Annotated in this window: 18 protein-coding genes; 9 read left to right on the top strand and 9 right to left on the bottom strand. The window is 54.0% G+C overall.

Annotated features, from left to right (window positions below; translation table 11 throughout):
- Nucleotides 1-18 precede the first annotated feature (18 nt).
- From FAZ14_RS13055 to FAZ14_RS13035, 5 genes are all read left to right on the top strand, one after another.
- Nucleotides 19-840: an ABC transporter permease gene (locus tag FAZ14_RS13055; protein WP_012883113.1), complete on the top strand. Its 822-nt coding sequence runs from the start codon at nucleotides 19-21 to the stop codon at nucleotides 838-840.
- Nucleotides 833-2,428 (top strand): ABC transporter ATP-binding protein, encoded by a 1,596-nt coding sequence (locus FAZ14_RS13050; RefSeq protein ID WP_153508670.1) that lies wholly within the window; start codon nucleotides 833-835, stop codon nucleotides 2,426-2,428. Before FAZ14_RS13055 ends, FAZ14_RS13050 begins: the two co-directional genes overlap by 8 nt.
- 103 nt (nucleotides 2,429-2,531) lie before the next feature.
- Complete coding sequence (locus FAZ14_RS13045) at nucleotides 2,532-3,011, top strand: Hcp family type VI secretion system effector (protein WP_016943032.1); 480 nt, start codon at nucleotides 2,532-2,534, stop codon at nucleotides 3,009-3,011.
- Between the two features lie 59 nt (nucleotides 3,012-3,070).
- A complete protein-coding gene (locus tag FAZ14_RS13040) occupies nucleotides 3,071-3,670 on the top strand; it encodes a pesticin C-terminus-like muramidase (RefSeq protein ID WP_016943031.1) in 600 nt (199 codons plus the stop codon).
- On the top strand, nucleotides 3,667-4,047 hold the full coding sequence (locus FAZ14_RS13035) for a lysozyme inhibitor LprI family protein (protein WP_153508669.1): 381 nt from the start codon (nucleotides 3,667-3,669) through the stop codon (nucleotides 4,045-4,047). Before FAZ14_RS13040 ends, FAZ14_RS13035 begins: the two co-directional genes overlap by 4 nt.
- A gap of 117 nt (nucleotides 4,048-4,164) precedes the next feature.
- Here FAZ14_RS13035 and FAZ14_RS13030 read toward each other — a convergent pair whose 3' ends face one another.
- From FAZ14_RS13030 to pyrB, 7 genes are all read right to left on the bottom strand, one after another.
- Nucleotides 4,165-4,899, bottom strand: coding sequence for a proteasome-type protease (locus FAZ14_RS13030; RefSeq protein WP_016943029.1), 735 nt, complete (start codon nucleotides 4,897-4,899; stop codon nucleotides 4,165-4,167).
- Nucleotides 4,900-4,955: 56 nt separating this feature from the next.
- Complete coding sequence (locus tag FAZ14_RS13025; RefSeq protein ID WP_153508668.1) at nucleotides 4,956-5,774, bottom strand: transglutaminase family protein; 819 nt, start codon at nucleotides 5,772-5,774, stop codon at nucleotides 4,956-4,958.
- Nucleotides 5,771-6,700 (bottom strand): alpha-E domain-containing protein, encoded by a 930-nt coding sequence (locus FAZ14_RS13020; RefSeq protein WP_016943027.1) that lies wholly within the window; start codon nucleotides 6,698-6,700, stop codon nucleotides 5,771-5,773. The genes FAZ14_RS13025 and FAZ14_RS13020 overlap by 4 nt, the downstream gene beginning before the upstream one ends.
- Nucleotides 6,694-8,133, bottom strand: a complete 1,440-nt coding sequence (locus FAZ14_RS13015) for a circularly permuted type 2 ATP-grasp protein (protein WP_016943026.1) — start codon at nucleotides 8,131-8,133, stop codon at nucleotides 6,694-6,696. The genes FAZ14_RS13020 and FAZ14_RS13015 overlap by 7 nt, the downstream gene beginning before the upstream one ends.
- Nucleotides 8,134-8,414: 281 nt before the next feature.
- Entirely contained in the window at nucleotides 8,415-8,801 is a 387-nt protein-coding gene (ridA, locus tag FAZ14_RS13010) for a 2-iminobutanoate/2-iminopropanoate deaminase (protein WP_016943025.1), read from the bottom strand.
- Between the two features lie 112 nt (nucleotides 8,802-8,913).
- Nucleotides 8,914-9,378, bottom strand: coding sequence for an aspartate carbamoyltransferase regulatory subunit (gene pyrI, locus FAZ14_RS13005; RefSeq protein ID WP_012883122.1), 465 nt, complete (start codon nucleotides 9,376-9,378; stop codon nucleotides 8,914-8,916).
- A 16-nt stretch (nucleotides 9,379-9,394) separates the two neighbouring features.
- On the bottom strand, nucleotides 9,395-10,330 hold the full coding sequence (gene pyrB, locus FAZ14_RS13000) for an aspartate carbamoyltransferase (protein ID WP_016943024.1): 936 nt from the start codon (nucleotides 10,328-10,330) through the stop codon (nucleotides 9,395-9,397).
- Between the two features lie 410 nt (nucleotides 10,331-10,740).
- Between pyrB and FAZ14_RS12995 the strand changes: the two genes are divergently transcribed.
- Both FAZ14_RS12995 and FAZ14_RS12990 read left to right on the top strand, forming a co-directional pair.
- Nucleotides 10,741-11,208, top strand: coding sequence for a NanQ anomerase/TabA/YiaL family protein (locus tag FAZ14_RS12995; protein WP_016943023.1), 468 nt, complete (start codon nucleotides 10,741-10,743; stop codon nucleotides 11,206-11,208).
- Between the two features lie 262 nt (nucleotides 11,209-11,470).
- On the top strand, nucleotides 11,471-12,907 hold the full coding sequence (locus FAZ14_RS12990; RefSeq protein ID WP_153508667.1) for a 6-phospho-beta-glucosidase: 1,437 nt from the start codon (nucleotides 11,471-11,473) through the stop codon (nucleotides 12,905-12,907).
- Between the two features lie 93 nt (nucleotides 12,908-13,000).
- On the opposite strand, the gene argF is transcribed toward FAZ14_RS12990, so the two are convergent.
- Nucleotides 13,001-14,017, bottom strand: a complete 1,017-nt coding sequence (gene argF, locus FAZ14_RS12985; RefSeq protein WP_038925050.1) for an ornithine carbamoyltransferase — start codon at nucleotides 14,015-14,017, stop codon at nucleotides 13,001-13,003.
- Nucleotides 14,018-14,179: 162 nt separating this feature from the next.
- Here argF and rraB point away from each other — a divergent pair, with 162 nt between their 5' ends.
- Nucleotides 14,180-14,611: a ribonuclease E inhibitor RraB gene (rraB, locus tag FAZ14_RS12980; RefSeq protein ID WP_012883127.1), complete on the top strand. Its 432-nt coding sequence runs from the start codon at nucleotides 14,180-14,182 to the stop codon at nucleotides 14,609-14,611.
- 126 nt (nucleotides 14,612-14,737) lie between these two features.
- Here rraB and FAZ14_RS12975 read toward each other — a convergent pair whose 3' ends face one another.
- A complete protein-coding gene (locus FAZ14_RS12975) occupies nucleotides 14,738-15,241 on the bottom strand; it encodes a GNAT family N-acetyltransferase (RefSeq protein ID WP_153508666.1) in 504 nt (167 codons plus the stop codon).
- A gap of 273 nt (nucleotides 15,242-15,514) precedes the next feature.
- On the opposite strand from FAZ14_RS12975, the gene FAZ14_RS12970 reads away from it, so the two are divergent.
- Nucleotides 15,515-16,102, top strand: coding sequence for a helix-turn-helix domain-containing protein (locus tag FAZ14_RS12970; RefSeq protein ID WP_016943019.1), 588 nt, complete (start codon nucleotides 15,515-15,517; stop codon nucleotides 16,100-16,102).
- Nucleotide 16,103: the final 1 nt, after the last annotated feature.

Below are 16,103 nucleotides of genomic sequence, written 5' to 3'. Positions count from 1 at the left end.
CCGAATGGATATCTGTACATGCCTGCTGTAAAACCTTCCGTGGTGCTCGGTCTGTTGGGGCTGGGGCTGTTTATTGGGGTGGCGCTGTTCGCCCCCTGGATTGCGCCTTATCCGGCCGATAAGGTGGTGGCGGGTGCCTGGTTGGGGCCCATGCCGCAGGCGTGGCTGGGTACCGACAATATCGGTCGCGACCTGTTTTCCCGCCTGATTTGGGGAACGCGTACCTCGCTGGCGGTGACTGCACTGGCGGCCGCGTTGGCGTTTGCGCTGGGAGCCGGGTTGGGTTTCCTGGCCGGGGTGTGCGGCGGTTGGGTGGACCAACTGATTTCCCGCGTTAATGACGTGCTGATGGCGATCCCGACGCTGATTCTGGCTTTGGTGGTATTGGCGATGCTGCCGAAAAGCACCTTCATCATCATTCTGGTTCTGGGCGTGTTGGAAGCTACTCGCGTGCTGCGGGTTGCGCGCTCGCTGGCGGTGGATATCGCCACGCAGGAATTCATTGAGGTTGCGCGACTGCGCGGTGAGTCGATGGGGTGGATCTTGTGGCGCGAGATTTTGCCGAATGCGCGCAACACGCTGGTGGCGGAATTCGCGCTGCGTTTCATCTTTATTTTGCTGTTCCTGTCGGCGTTGTCGTTTCTGGGGTTAGGGATCCAGCCGCCCACCGCCGACTGGGGTGGACTGGCCCGTGACAATAAAGACGGCATCCTGTTTGGGGTGTGGGCGGCGCTGGTGCCGGGGGCGGCCATCGCATTGCTGGCGGTGTCGCTCAATGTGGTGGCGGACTGGCTGCTAAGCCGTGACGGACGTAACTGGCGTGGAGGCCGTCATGAGTGAGTTGCTGCGGGTCGAACAGTTGTGCGTGACGGCAGGCGGTCGGGCGCTGGTAGAGGACATCAACTTTACCCTGCATAAAGGGGAAGTGTTGGGGCTGATTGGCGAGTCTGGCGCGGGGAAATCCACCATCGGTCAGGCGATTCTCGGGCACTGTCGCCACGGTATGCGTATTGAAAGCGGGCATATCTGGTTTCAGAACGGCGATAAGCGCAGTGACCTGGCCTCGCTCTCAGAGCGCCAGTTGCGCGCTGTTCGTGGCGCTCGCATTGCTTATGTGGCGCAATCCGCCAGTGCCTCGTTTAACCCGGCGCAGCGTATCGGCGAGCAGGTGATTGAAACGGCGGTGCGTCACGGTGTGTTGTCACGCCAGCAGGCGGTGTCACGGGCGATAGAACTGTTTACCCAGCTGTCGTTGCCGGAACCGCAAACCTTCTTCCAACGTTATCCGCATCAGGTATCCGGCGGTCAGTTGCAGCGGGCGATGATCGCGATGGCGATGTGCGCTGGCCCCGACCTGATCATTTTTGATGAACCGACTACCGCACTGGACGTGACCACCCAGCTCGGGGTACTCAACGCCATCGATGAGATTATCCGGCTGACGGGTGTGGCCGCATTGTATATCAGCCACGATCTGGCGGTGGTGGCGCAAATCAGCCACCGTATTATGGTGTTGCGGCATGGTCGTCAGGTAGAAACCGGCGACACCGCGTCATTGCTGGCTAGCCCTGTTGAAGCCTACACCTGTGACTTGTTACAGGCGCGTGGCGAACCCAAAGTACCGCAAGCGGTGACAGACGACATCCTGCTGGATATCCGTCATCTTGGTGCACGTTATCAGCAACAACCGGTATTGCAGGACGTGTCGCTGCAACTGGCGCGTGGACGCACGCTGGCGGTGATTGGCGAATCGGGGTCTGGCAAATCGACGCTGGGACGAACCCTGTGTGGGTTGCTGGCACCGGCAGGCGGCGAGATTCGGCTCAACGGTGATGCGCTGCCACCGAAACTGGTGCAGCGTAATCGTGCACAATTGCAATCGATCCAGATGATTCATCAGCACCCGGACACCGCGCTCAACCCGCGTTTACCCGTCGGCGTACAGATTGAGCGCTCAATGGTGTGCCTGACCCAACTGGATGCTGCCGCACGACGCCTGCGCGTCAGCGATTTGTTGCATCAGGTTGGGTTGCCCGCGGAGATGGCGCAGCGTTACCCCACCGCGCTGTCAGGTGGTCAAAAGCAACGCGTTTGTATTGCCCGCGCACTGGCGGCACAGCCGTCGCTTATTATCTGCGACGAGCCAACCTCGGCGCTGGACCCGCTGGTCGCCCGTGACGTGCTCGCACTGCTGCGTCAGATCCAGCAGGAAACCGGCGTGGCTTATCTGTTCATCACCCACGATTTACACGTGGTGCGCGAAGTGGCCGATAGCGTGGCGGTGCTGCGTCACGGCCATATTGTCCGGCAAGGCCCGGTGACGGAAGCCCTGTCACCGCCGCTGGATGACTACACGCAGCAACTGCTGCTGGCGGTGCCAGAAATGCGCTGCGGCTGGTTGCGGGATGTGATGGCGCGGGAGCGGTAATATCCGGTTTTGTTTGCTTTGCGCGCCATATATTGAAAGATATACTGGGGTAGTTTTCTTATTGTGGATTCTATACTTATCTAAGTAGACAAGGAGCGTTTGTATGTCACACCTTATTTATTTAACCTTGGAAGGAAGCCAACAGGGATTAATCTCTTCCGGTTGTTCAACCTTTGACTCTATTGGGAATCGCTATCAAAGTGGGCATGAGGACCAGATACAAGTATTAGGATTAAGCCACTCTATAACTAGAGAAGATAATATTGCTCATCATCCAATACAACTAACTAAACCGATAGATAAGTCATCACCATTACTCGGTATGTCTATTACCTCCAATGAGAAGCTTACTGCTAGTTTCTTTTTTTATAGAACGAATTCTGCCGGGCAGTTAGAGATTTTCTATGAGCTAAAGCTAATAGATGCAAGAATTGTTGATGTATCATCTTCCTACCCTCACTCTATTAATAGTAATGAAGCTTTACCATATGAAGTAGTTCGGTTGAAGTACAAATCAATAGAGTGGTCACATAAAACAGCAGGGACGTCCGGGTATAGTATATGGAATGATGATTATGAGTGATATCTAATAGAGTTAATTCCAGTTTTTTATAATTAATAGGGAATGTATAGGGAAATTAAATGGATATTAAAGAGGGGGCTTTTACCTTCAATGCCGAGGGGGATGATATCCCTGGTAGTCTCTATTTCTCAAGAAAAATCCATTGGCCAGGTAATCCATCTATTTGTAAGGATATTGCCTCTGGAGTGACAATAGGAAGAGGGTTCGATCTTGGTCAAAGAACTCAAACTGAGTCATACTATCATCTTGTGAGTGCTGGCGTTCCACAAAATAAGGCCATTGCGATCTCAGAAGGCGCAGGGATGCGTGGATGTGATGCCTCAGCATTTGTTATACAAAACAGAGATAAAGTTGGTGAAATAACACATTCTCAGCAAGCTAATCTGTTTAGACTATCATTTGCTATGTATATTACAAGAGCTAAGGGGTTTTATAATAAGTATAAAAACCCCAATGCTGTCTCTTGGGATGCTATGAATAGCAGAATGAAAGATATATTTATTGATATGATTTATCAAGGCGCAATGAGAGTGAGATATGTTCCTTCCTTTGAGAGGAATGCGCCTGAAGATGTTATTTTGCTGATAAAGAACACACCCAGTCTGGCTGCATATGATAAAAGTAGGAAAAGAATAGTCTATCTGAAGGAGGCGAAATGAGAGTGTTGATGTTTTTTATTTTATTTTTATCATTTTCATCTCAGGCAGATGAGATTCAATCCTGCTATGACAAAAAGGTGACAGCGTATATTCAGAGTTGTATGGAGCTGTTGTCTCATAAAGAGGCTGAAAAATATAATGATATATATCATGGCTTTATAAAAAGCATTCATCGTGAGGATTTGGCTAACTATGATGATTTTATTGCCTCCATTGATGAAGCGAAATTATACTGGGAGAAATATAATATTAGTGAATGTAAAGCGGAAGGGTTATTAAATATTAAAGATTCGCCAGCATACTCTATTGCATATAACGAGTGTATGATTAAAGCCTACAGGGAGAGAGTGACCTTTTATAACAAATACCCCTTCTGATATTTATAAAGAAATAAGACGTGCCTTGGGCGGTTTTATACCCTAACTCATTACGGTAACTCGAATGAGTTAGGGTAGCTATATCAGCTTAAGTGTCTACCGACGATGGCGTAGGTTTTACCCCTGCGCCGGAAACGGCGGCAACTGCCGAAAGGTATTCAGTAATCCTTCCGACCAGGCTTTGCGAATGGTGGCAAAGTAAGGGTCGTTTTCGGTGATGCGGTGCTGTTCGCTGATATCGAAACTGCCAGCACGGTATATCATCACATCCAGCGGCAAGCCGACCGACAGGTTGCTGCGCAATGTTGAGTCAATCGAAATCAGCGCACAGCACATGGCCTGCTCCAGTGGCGTATCCATCGTCAGCACCCGGTCGATAATCGGTTTACCGTATTTGCTCTCGCCTATCTGGAAGTACGGGGTATCGCCGGTCGCTTCGATAAAGTTACCTTCCGGGTAGATATGAAACAGTCGTGGAGCTTCGTCGCCAATCTGGCCGCCAAGCAGCAGGTTGCAGCCGAAATTGGTGCTGCTACCGTTCTGTTGGGCCAGACTGTCGCGGTGGATAACCTCGCGCACGGTTTCACCCACCAGTGTGGCGGCGTCGTACAAGGTACTGGTTTGCATCAGGTTGGGCGTATGCTGGGCATGGATACGCGCCTTGAGCAGGCTGATAATGCTTTGGGTGGTGGCAAGATTACCCGCCGACTGGATAACCAAGACGCGCTCACCTTCCTGATGGAATACGTGGAGCTTTCTGAAGGTTGCGATGTGATCAACCCCCGCATTGGTGCGGGAGTCGGAAGCAAAAACCAGCCCGTCAGACAGACGCATGGCCACACAATAGGTCATACAGTACCTTTTTACCGATTTTACCGACTAGACGAAAACAGGAGTCATCGCTCCTGTCATTGTTGCTGTTGCGCCTGTTGCTGGCGTTCGAACAGGCTCACTGCCGCTTCTGAAAACATCTCTTCACACCCGCCACCCAGACGGCTGCCGCGCACCGGGCAGGCATCCAGATAATCCATCCCTACCGCAAGGCGCAAATGCTGATTGAGCTTGCGGGTGTTGTTGGTGATGTCAAAACTGTGCCAGCGCTCGTTGAGCCACACCTCAGCCCAGGCATGCATGGCGACATGCGTAGTATCCCGGCTATACACATAACCGCTGACATAACGTGCCGGAATATGCAGGCTGCGGCAGCAGGCCAGAAACACATGGGTGTAATCCTGACAGACGCCTTTGCCTTTGGCAAAGGCCACGCAGGCGGTATCCTGCACCTGCGTTGCGCCGGGAGTATACGGCATTTTCAGTTGCAATTCTGCCATCAGGGTTTCCAGGCTGCCAATCGGGTCCTCTTCCTGATAATAGCGCAGGGCAAAGGTGCGGATGGCGTCGTCTGCTTCGGTCAGCGTGGTGCTGCGCAGGAAAATCAACGGCGACAATCCGTCTTCCTCTTCCGGCACCTCTTCCACGCCCTCGGCAATTTCCACCACCCCCTGTGCGTGGATCAGAATATCGTGGTGCGGGCTATCCAGCGTGAGCACATGCATCAGATTGCCATAGGCATCGGTGGTGGCGACAGCGGAGGTGGGCAAGGTCAGCTTCCATTCCCGAATGCGCTGGCGGGCAGAACTTTGCGGCGTCAGTCGCAGGTACTGGGTGCTGAACTTCACTTCTTCATCGTAACGGTAGTGGGTCAGGTGATTGATGGTCAGTTTCATAGCGCCTCCAGATAGGTGTGACGGATGCTGTCAGCCAGTTCGTTGATTTTGGTGAGGAAACGGTTGAGGTAGTGTTGCAGGTCGTCGGCGAGGATATCGTCGAGCGAGCCGAAGCGCAGTTCTACGTGGAGCAAATGCGCCAGACGTTGCGGAATACGCGCCCGTTCGCTGCCGATCATCTCCAGCTGTTGTACCAGATCGCCCACGCAGGCATGCAGCGATCGGGGGACGTCATTGCGCAGTACCAGCAGTTCGGTGACGGTTTCCCGGCTGATGGGCTGACGATAGAGGCTGTGGTAGGCTTCGCGGGCGCTCACCGCACGTAGCAAGGTATCGAGCCGGTAGTATTCGCGCACCGGGTCGAGGTCGTTATTGAGCTGCTGATCCTTGACGGTCAGCAACTGAGCGGTAGCGAACGATCGTTCGATCAAGGTGCCGATGCGAATAAAACATTGGGCGTCGTTACGCAGCAAGGTGCCGAACATGGCACCGCGAAACAGGTGGGCGCGCTCTTTCACCCAGTCAAAAAAGGCGTCGATACCAATTTTATCCACCCCGGACTGGCGCAGGTTACGAATATCAATACGGGTGGTATTGATGCACTCCCACACCTCGGACGACAGGCTACCGCGCACCGCGTGCGCATTGTTCCACGCCATTTCGATACAGCTGTAAATGCTACTGGGGTTGTGGCTATCCAGAGCAAAGAAATTCAGCAGGTTATTCATGGTGAAGCGGGCGTAGCGCTCCTGGAACAGTTCATGGGTGAACGTCAGGTTGAGCGGCAGCGCCAGGTCGTGCTGCTGCTGGCTGTGGCGCGGCATCATCGACAGTTTGTAGGTGACGTCCAGCACGCGGGCGACACTTTCCGCCCGTTCCAGATAACGGGCCATCCAATAAAGCTCGCTGGCGGTACGACTTAGCATGATTCATCCTCCTCCATCACCCAGGTGTCTTTGGTGCCGCCGCCTTGCGAGGAGTTCACCACCAGTGATCCTTCAGTCAGCGCGACGCGCGTCAGCCCGCCGGGAACCAGTCGAATCTCCTCGCCGTAGAGGACAAACGGGCGCAGGTCGATGTGGCGGGGCGCTAATCCCTCCTCGACGAAGGTGGGGCAGGTGGAGAGCGCCAGCGTGTCCTGGGCAATATAGTTACCGGGGTTAGCCAGCAGACGCTGACGAAAATCTTCGATTTGCTGGCGGGTGGATTTGGGGCCGACCAGCATGCCGTAGCCCCCGGCACCGTGTACTTCTTTCACCACCATGCTGGCGAGATTTGCCAGCACATAAGCGAGATCGTCGGGTTTGCGGCACTGCCAGGTCGGGATATTGCCGAGGATCGGCTCCTCAGACAGGTAAAAGCGGATCATCTCCGGCACGTAAGGGTAGATGGATTTGTCGTCCGCCACACCGGTGCCGATAGCGTTTGCCAGCACCACACCGCCAGCGCGGTATACCGACAGTAGCCCCGGAACTCCCAGCATGGAATCAGCGCGGAACGCCAGCGGGTCAAGGAAGGCGTCATCAATACGGCGGTAGATCACATCCACCCGGCACGGCCCTTCGGTGGTGCGCATATACACCGCGCCCTCTTTGACGAACAGGTCCGCGCTTTCGACCAGTTCCACCCCCATTTGTTGAGCGAGGAAGCTGTGTTCGAAATAAGCGCTGTTGAAGCGGCCCGGCGTCATCACCACTACGGTCGGGTCGTCAATGTGGGTGCTTTCGCGCAGGGTTTGTAACAGGTAGCTGGGGTAACGCTCTACCGGTGCGATGTGTTGGCTGGCGAACAAATCCGGATAAAGCCGCATCATCATTTTGCGGTTTTCCAGCATATAGGAGACCCCGGATGGCGTGCGCAGGTTGTCTTCCAGCACGTAATAGTGGCCGTTGCTATTGCGCACCATATCGATACCGGTGATGTGTGCATAAATATTGTTATGCAGATTGACACCCTGCATACAAGGCTGGTACTGCTCATTTGCCAGCACCTGTTCGCGGGGTACGATACCAGCGTTGAGGATGTGCTGCTGATGATAGATGTCGTAGAGGAAGGCGTTGAGCGCTTTGACGCGCTGGCGAATGCCGAGGTCCAGCATTTTCCATTCGTGGGCCGGGATAATACGCGGCACACTGTCAAACGGGATCAGACGTTCGGTGCCGCCTTCTTCGCCGTAGACATTAAAGGTAATTCCCACCCGGTGAAACAGTAACTCAGCCTGCTCTTTCTTCTGGCGGATGGCATGTTGGTCAGTCTGTTGCAACCATTGCCAATAAGCGTCGTAGTGCTGGCGCTGCTGGCCTTCTGCGTTGAGCATCTCATCGTAGTAAGGCGCGGTCGGAAGCGTCATTTTTATCATTGTCATCCCCTGCACTCCGCTTGATAGAAGATACAAGAGAAATGCAGAAAGCATGCCAGCGTGGTAAATGAGGTACTGATCGCAAGTGGGTGAGAAAAATTGCACTTCGTTGGTGCAAATGATGGCAAGTGGTGCGCTATGGCGGGGTTATGCAGCGAATAACGTGATAACGGATGGTGCGATAGCGTAAGGGAAGCACCAGCGTGAAACACTCAGCACAGTGAAGCACCTGATACAGTGAAATACCCGGCACGCGGTAGCGCGCAGCCGGGTGGTCTGGCTTAACCGCGAACGGCGATAGCTTCGATTTCGATTTTCACGTCTTTCGGCAGACGAGCCACTTCCACGCAGGAACGGGCCGGGAACGGCGCGTTGTGCTCGGTGAAGAAGGCTTCATAGGCAGCGTTCACCGTGGCGAAGTCGTTCAGGTCTTTCACGAATACCGTGGTTTTAACGATATTGCTCACTTTCAGACCTGCCGCTTCCACGATGGCTTTCACGTTTTCCAGTGACTGACGAGCCTGCGCGGTAACGTCGTCCGCCACCAGACCGGTTTTCGGATCTACCGGGATCTGACCGGAGGTGATTACCATGCTGCCCAGGTCAACACCCTGAACGTAAGGGCCGATAGCGGCCGGTGCCTGTTCCGTACTGATAATGCGTGACATGTTTTCTCCTGATTATGTCTGAAACGATGCGACTCCCGCATTATTCCAAAAAGCCCGCCGTCAGGCCAATGCTGCATACCACAGTCGGCGTTTTCCTGACGGCGTGTTGGCATCAATGACTGTTTAACACGGCCTGACGTTCGAATTCTTTCTCGCAGTATTTGCACTTCAGGTGCACGTCAGCGCCAACTTGCTTGATGCTGAAGGACGAATTGACCGGCTCGATGCGGCTGATGCAGTTGCTGTTAGGGCAGGTCAGCACACCTTCAATGTGCGACGGCAATTGCGGGTGCAGTTTGCGTACCACTTCGTAATTGTCGATTTGATTGACGGTGGCTTGCGGCGCATACATCGCCAGTTGGTTAGCCTGCTCTTCAGTCAGAAAGATATTTTCAATCTTGATCAGGTCCTTGCGGCCCAGATGGTTGGAAGGCAAATTCAGGCCGATGGTGATGCGCTGGTCGGTAGCGGTCAGTTTGAACAGTGTCAGTAATTTGAAGCCAACCTGTGCCGGAATATGGTCGATCACCGTACCGCGTTTGATGGCTTCTACCTGTAATTTGTTGTCGTGAGTCATGCTGTGTGCTCCTCTCTCACAGAACCAGTTCGCTGTTCAGAACCAACGCCAGCAGAGCCTGGCGCGCGTAAATGCCGTTACCTGCCTGCTGGAAGTAGTAGGCGTAAGGGGTGCTGTCCACATCGGTGGTGATTTCATCGATACGCGGCAGCGGGTGCAGAACTTTCAGGTTATCGCGGGCGTTGCCCAGGTCGGCGGCACGCAGGATAAACTGCGATTTGATGTTGATGTATTCCGACGGGTCCAGACGCTCTTTCTGAACGCGGGTCATGTACAGAATATCCAGTTGCGGTACCACTTCTTCAATGCTGGTGTGCAGGCTGTAGGGGATATTTTTCTCTTTCAGCATGTTGAGGATGTAGTCCGGCATCGCCAGCGCATCTGGTGAGATGAAGTAGAAGCGATTGCCGTCGAATTTGGCCAGCGCCTGGGTCAATGAATGGACGGTACGACCGTACTTCAGGTCGCCGACCATCGCGATATTGATGTTGCTTAAGCGGCCCTGCGTTTCCTGAATGGTGAACAGGTCCAGCAGTGTCTGCGAGGGATGCTGGTTGGCACCGTCGCCCGCGTTGAACACCGGCACACCGCCGGAGAACTCGGTCGCCAGCCGTGCTGCCCCTTCCTGCGGGTGGCGCATCACAATGGCGTCCACATAATTGCTGATGACGGAAATGGTGTCGGCCAGCGTTTCGCCTTTTTTACCGAGCGAGGTGTTGCTGCTGTCGGCAAAACCCACTACCGAAGCGCCCAGGCGGTGGATAGCGGTTTCAAACGACAGACGGGTGCGGGTAGACGCCTCAAAGAAACAGCTGGCGACTACTTTGTGCTTGAGCAGCTCCGGCTGGGGATGGGCTTTCAGGCTGGCTGCCACCTTGAGCGTCAGTTCCAGATCGTCCCGGCTGAGATCGTTGATTGAGATGATGTGTCTTTTATATAGTGGATTGACCATGTGTCTATGCTCCCCTCGGTTAGGCCCGGTAAACAAACGGATGGCTGGCGGCGACAGGCAAAAAAAAGCCCCTCAACGAGGGGCTTTTTTTATAAATCTGTCAGGCAGCGGAAGGAAAAACGCCGTCATGCTGCCAACAGGCAGTTGCGGTAAGACACCCACAAAAACAGCAGCGTTAGACATGTTCCCTCCCGGCAAATTGTCCGGAATTATACGCGCCGAAGAGGTGAATTCAAGCAGAAAAACGCTGTCTTTTCGCGGTGAGCAATCGGTTGCGGTTAGGTGTTTCACTATTCGCTCAAACGCACGGTTCGGATCACTTTTTTACGCTTGCTGGCTGGCAGCGTAATGCCGACAGGAGTATAAGGAATCAAAACATTGTTTCATTTTGTTTATTTATAGGAGCAGTCATGATTACCGGTAATGTCGACCATCTGGATCTATTCCCTTATCTGCCAGCCAAACTGCGCGAGGCGATTGAGTATGTGAAGCAGCATATCAACGCCGATACCCCGCTCGGCAAGCACGATATCGACGGCAATAAGGTGTTTGTGCTGGTGTCGAATGACAGTACGGAACCGTTTGAGAAACGCCGTGCCGAGTATCATGCCAAATACCTGGATATCCAGATTGTGCTAAACGGCACGGAAGGGATGACCTTCAGCAACCTGCCAGCAGGCAAACCGGATGTGGACTGGCTGGCGGATAAAGACATCGCCTTCCTGCCGTCTGGCGAGCAGGAAAAGCAGGTGATACTGCAGACCGGCGATTTTGTGGTGTTCTTCCCCGGTGAAGTACATAAACCGTTGTGTGCCGTTGGCGAGCCAGCGCATGTGCGCAAGGCGGTCGTGAAAATCGACGCCACGCTGGTGCGCTAACCCACCCAACGCAAGCCGTCATGCCTGCAACGGGATACCGGTAATGGGAGAGTGCGCCATGCGCTCTCCCTGGCTCATTGATTTCAATATCCTCAATTCCTCTGTCGTTGATTTTCTCGCCGTGCTGTTTCTTTCCTCCTTTGCCTGATCCTGCCCGGTATTGGCTCCTCTCTTCATCGTGACTCATGACTGAAACCGGTTGCAGTGGCGATAAAGTTGATGCACTCTGAAACCGGTTTCAGTTTCTGTGAGAGGAAAAGAGATGAGTCAATTACCCGCAGGCTTTTTATGGGGTGGTGCGGTAGCCGCGCATCAGTTGGAAGGTGGCTGGAATGCGGGCGGCAAAGGCCCCAGCGTGGTAGATGTGCTTACCGCCGGTGCACACGGCACACTGCGTCGTATTACCGATGGGGTGATCCCCGGCGAGTCCTACCCGAACCACGAAGCGATCGACTTTTATCATCGCTACAAGGATGACATTGCGCTGTTTGCAGAAATGGGCTTCAAGTGTTTTCGTACCAGCATTGCCTGGACGCGTATTTTTCCTCATGGTGATGAGGTTGAGCCGTGTGAGGCCGGGCTTCAGTTTTATGACGACCTGATCGACGAGTTACTCAAACACGGCATTGAGCCGGTACTCACTCTCAGCCACTTTGAGATGCCGTTGCATCTGGTGCAGCAGTACGACGGTTGGATGAGCCGCAAGACGCTGGATTGCTTTGTGCATTTCGCAGCCACGGTTATCGCGCGCTATCAGCACAAAGTGAAATACTGGATGACGTTCAACGAGATCAATAACCAGAAGAATGTATCGGCGGAGATTTTCGGCTGGATGTGTTCCGGGGTGAAATTCCCGCAGAAGGCGAAGCCGGAAGAAGCGATGTATCAGGCGGTGCATCACCAGTTCGTCGCCAGCGCGCAGATCGTCAAAAAAGCGCACGATATCAACCCGGATATCAAAGTGGGCTGCATGTGCGCCTTCGTGCCTTACTACCCGTATTCCTGCCATCCGCAGGACGTGATGCTGGCGACACGTGCGATGCACGATCGGTTCTATTTCACCGACGTGCAAGTGCGCGGCCACTACCCGGCCTATGCCCGGCGTGAGTGGGCGCTCAAGGGTTACCACATTCACATGGAGCCACAAGACGAGCAGATCCTTCGGGAAGGCAAGTCGGATTACATTGGGTTTAGCTACTACATGTCGAACGTGGTGAAGCACGATGTACATAATCACATTGCTGCCAGCATGGACGGCAGTTCCGAGCAGTCGATTGCCAATCCGCACCTGAAAGCCAGCGACTGGGGATGGCAGATTGACCCAACCGGGTTGCGCCATGCGCTGGTGACCTTGTATGAACGCTATGAAGTGCCGCTGTTTATTGTCGAAAACGGGCTGGGTGCTATCGACAAGCCGGACGCGAACGGCGTGTGCCAGGATGATTACCGCATCGATTACCTGCGCTCACATATTGAAGCCATGAAGGCGGCGGTATGGGAAGATGGCGTCAATCTGATGGGGTACACGCCGTGGGGCTGTATCGATCTGGTGTCGTTCACCACCGGCGAGATGGCGAAGCGTTACGGTTTTATCTACGTCGACAAGCACGATGACGGCACCGGAACGCTGGCGCGTACGCCGAAAAAATCTTTCTACTGGTATCAGCGGGTGATCGCCTCAAATGGCGAGGTGCTGTAAGTATTTCAGGATGTGCGTGTGGGCCGATAACTCAGGTTATTCGGCCCATTGTTGAGCCCATCGTCATTGGATGTGGCTCATTGTTTCCGCCGTTTACATCTCGACGCTCTGACTTAACGTCGCGACCATCACCGCTTTGATGGTGTGCATGCGATTTTCCGCTTGATCAAACACAATGCTGTGAGCTGATTCAAACACGTCGTTGGTGACTTCCATGCCATTGTGCAAGCCATACTGTTCGGCCATTTGCTTGCCAAGGGTGGTCTGGTCATCATGAAATGCTGGCAGGCAGTGCAGGAATTTCACTTGTGGATTGCCGGTGGCAGCAATCATCGCGGCATTGACCTGATACGGGCGCAGCAGGTCGATACGCTGTTGCCACACCTCTTTCGGTTCACCCATCGAAACCCACACGTCGGTGTAGATAAAGTCCACGCCGTTGACTCCGCTCACGACATCTTCCGTCAGCGTGATAGAACCACCGGTTTTGGTTGCCGCAGCCTGACATTCCGCCACCAGTCCCGCATCCGGCCAGCAGGCTTTCGGCGCGATCAATCTTAGTTCCAGCCCGGTGACGGCGGCCGCTTCCAGCATACTGTTGCCCATGTTATTGCGGGTATCGCCCACATAGGCCAGCTTCATGCCCGACAGCGGTTTACCCGGCAGGTGTTCCTGCATGGTCAGCAGATCCGCCAGCAACTGGGTTGGGTGAAATTCGTTGGTCAGCCCGTTCCACACCGGCACGCCGGAAAACTCCGCCAGCGTTTCCACCAGCACCTGACCGTAGCCACGATACTGGATGCCGTCATACATGCGGCCCAGCACCCGGGCGGTGTCTTTCATGGATTCTTTGTGGCCTATCTGGCTACCGCTCGGGCCGAGGTAAGTGACCTGCGCGCCCTGATCGTATGCAGCAACTTCGAAAGAGCAACGAGTGCGGGTCGAATCTTTTTCGAAGATGAGTGCGATGTTTTTACCTTGCAGGTGGCGAGTCTCGGAGCCGTTTTTCTTATTCGTTTTGAGGGTGGCGGCGAGGGTCAGCAGGCTGTTGATTTCAGCGGGGGTGAAATCCATCAACCGTAAAAAATGGCGTTTATAGAACGGGTTCATCGTTATCTTCTCCATATGGCTCAACACTTTGGTTGAATTAAAATTCACTTTATATGTGTAAATATTCAAATTCAAGTGTCGTGTTCAAACTTTCTGGTGGAGAGAGAGGCTGGCCTGTGGGAAAATGGTTGTCATCTTTGCCGCTTTGATGAGGACTGAGACATGGCAAACCGCGAACTGCTGGAAGAACAACGTGAAGAGACCCGCCTGATCATCGAAGAACTGCTGGAGGACGGCAGCGACCCCGATGCGCTCTACACCATTGAACACCATTTCTCAGCCGAGAAGTTTGAAGAACTGGAGAAAGTGGCGGTAGACGCATTCAAGCTGGGTTACGAAGTGACCGACGCTGAAGAGATGGAAATGGAAGACGGCGTGGTGCTGATGTGCTGCGACGCCATCAGCGAAGTGGCGCTGAACGCCGAGCTTATCGACCAGCAGGTGGAACAACTGCTGTCGCTGGCCGAACGTCATGGGGTCAACTATGACGGTTGGGGTACTTACTTTGAAGACCCGAACGGCGAAGACGATGAAGACGAGTTCGGTGAAGACGAAGATTTTTATGACGAGGACGATGACGGCAAACGTCATTAATACCTGGTCAATGACTATCTTGTGAACCTGTCGCCCGGTTTGTACCGGGCGATATGTTTTCTGCGTGCTGTGCCGTGATGCCACCTGCGTCTTTACCGCATTTTTGCTATTACAGTATTTTTAACATCACAGTATTTTTAACATCCTGACTTCACAGTCGACATGGCCGGTGTTGCCCATGGCATGCGGAATGTGTTGAAAACCCAACTTTTCATACAGCGTGATAGCACTGGTCAGGTGCGCGGTGGTTTCCAGATAACAGCGGCGAAACCCTTGCTCACGGCCAAATGCCAGCGCCTGCTCAGCCAATTGCCGGGCGATACCCCTACCACGCGCCAGCGGCAGGAAATACATTTTCTGTAATTCACAGACATCCGCTTCACCGCCTGACAACGGGGCCAGCCCGCCGCCACCGACCACTTCACCGTCACATTCCACCACCCAATAGGCACTGGCAGGACGACAATAGAGTTCGAACAGCTGGTCCAGGTTAGGGTCGGAGACGGTATACCCTTTGTCGGCAGTCAGGCCGAATTCAGCGGAAACCAGACGAATAACACGGGCAATCGCCGCGTTGTCGGTGGCCGTAATCGGGCGGGTCAGCAGGGAGATTGGCGCTGAAGTTGTCATGTTGCTCACTCTTATCGGCAGAATCCGGTCAGGTCGAAAACGTCGGCAACAGGCTGACGTGCTCCGATGTGATATGCATCGGCGATTATACGCACCGATGTGCCGCCTCAAAACCTGTTATTGGTAACGGCTGTTGTGAAAAGCGCAACCCGAGGGGGAAGCAACAGGTTGTCACCCGAGGGCTGCGGTTTGATGCGGTTTCTCTTCGTTCAGATCTTGATCCGAATTCTCATATGTGAGATTTTTTATCAAAATTGATATTCAGGATACGCGATGGAACCTTCTCTTTCTGAAACCGATCGCCTTTGCGAAACGGATCGTCGTCTGGCTGAACGGCTGGCGGCACTGCGCCGTGAGCGCGGCTGGTCACTGGACGAACTGTCGCAGCGCAGCGGCATCAGCCGGGCGACCTTGTCGCGCCTGGAGCGTCTGGAGTCGAGCCCGACGGCGGTATTGCTAGGCCGCCTGTGTGCGGTATACGGTTGTACGATGTCGGGTTTGCTGGCTGAAGTCGAACTCCCGTTGCCTCAGAAACTGAGCGTCACGCAGCAGCCGGTGTGGGTTGACCCGGAAACCGGGTTTATCCGTCGTGTCGTTTCCCCGCCTTCCGCTGGTTTTCGGGCCGAAATGATTCACGGCGAGTTACCGGCGGGTGCACGTATCGACTATAACGCGCCGCCACTCACGGGGCTGGAACACCACCTGTATGTGCTGGACGGTCAACTGACAATAACGCTGGAAGGGGTTATCCACACGCTTGGCCCACAAGACAGCCTGCGTTATCGCCTGTATGGCAGCTCGGGGTTTCATAATCCCGGCCCTGACCCGGTTCGTTACCTGATAGCGATTTGTACCCCTTGAC

The sequence above is a fragment of the Dickeya oryzae genome (assembly GCF_009372235.1).
In the GTDB taxonomy this organism is placed as follows: Bacteria; Pseudomonadota; Gammaproteobacteria; order Enterobacterales; family Enterobacteriaceae; genus Dickeya; species Dickeya oryzae.
This window is presented reverse-complemented; position numbering and strand designations above follow the sequence as displayed.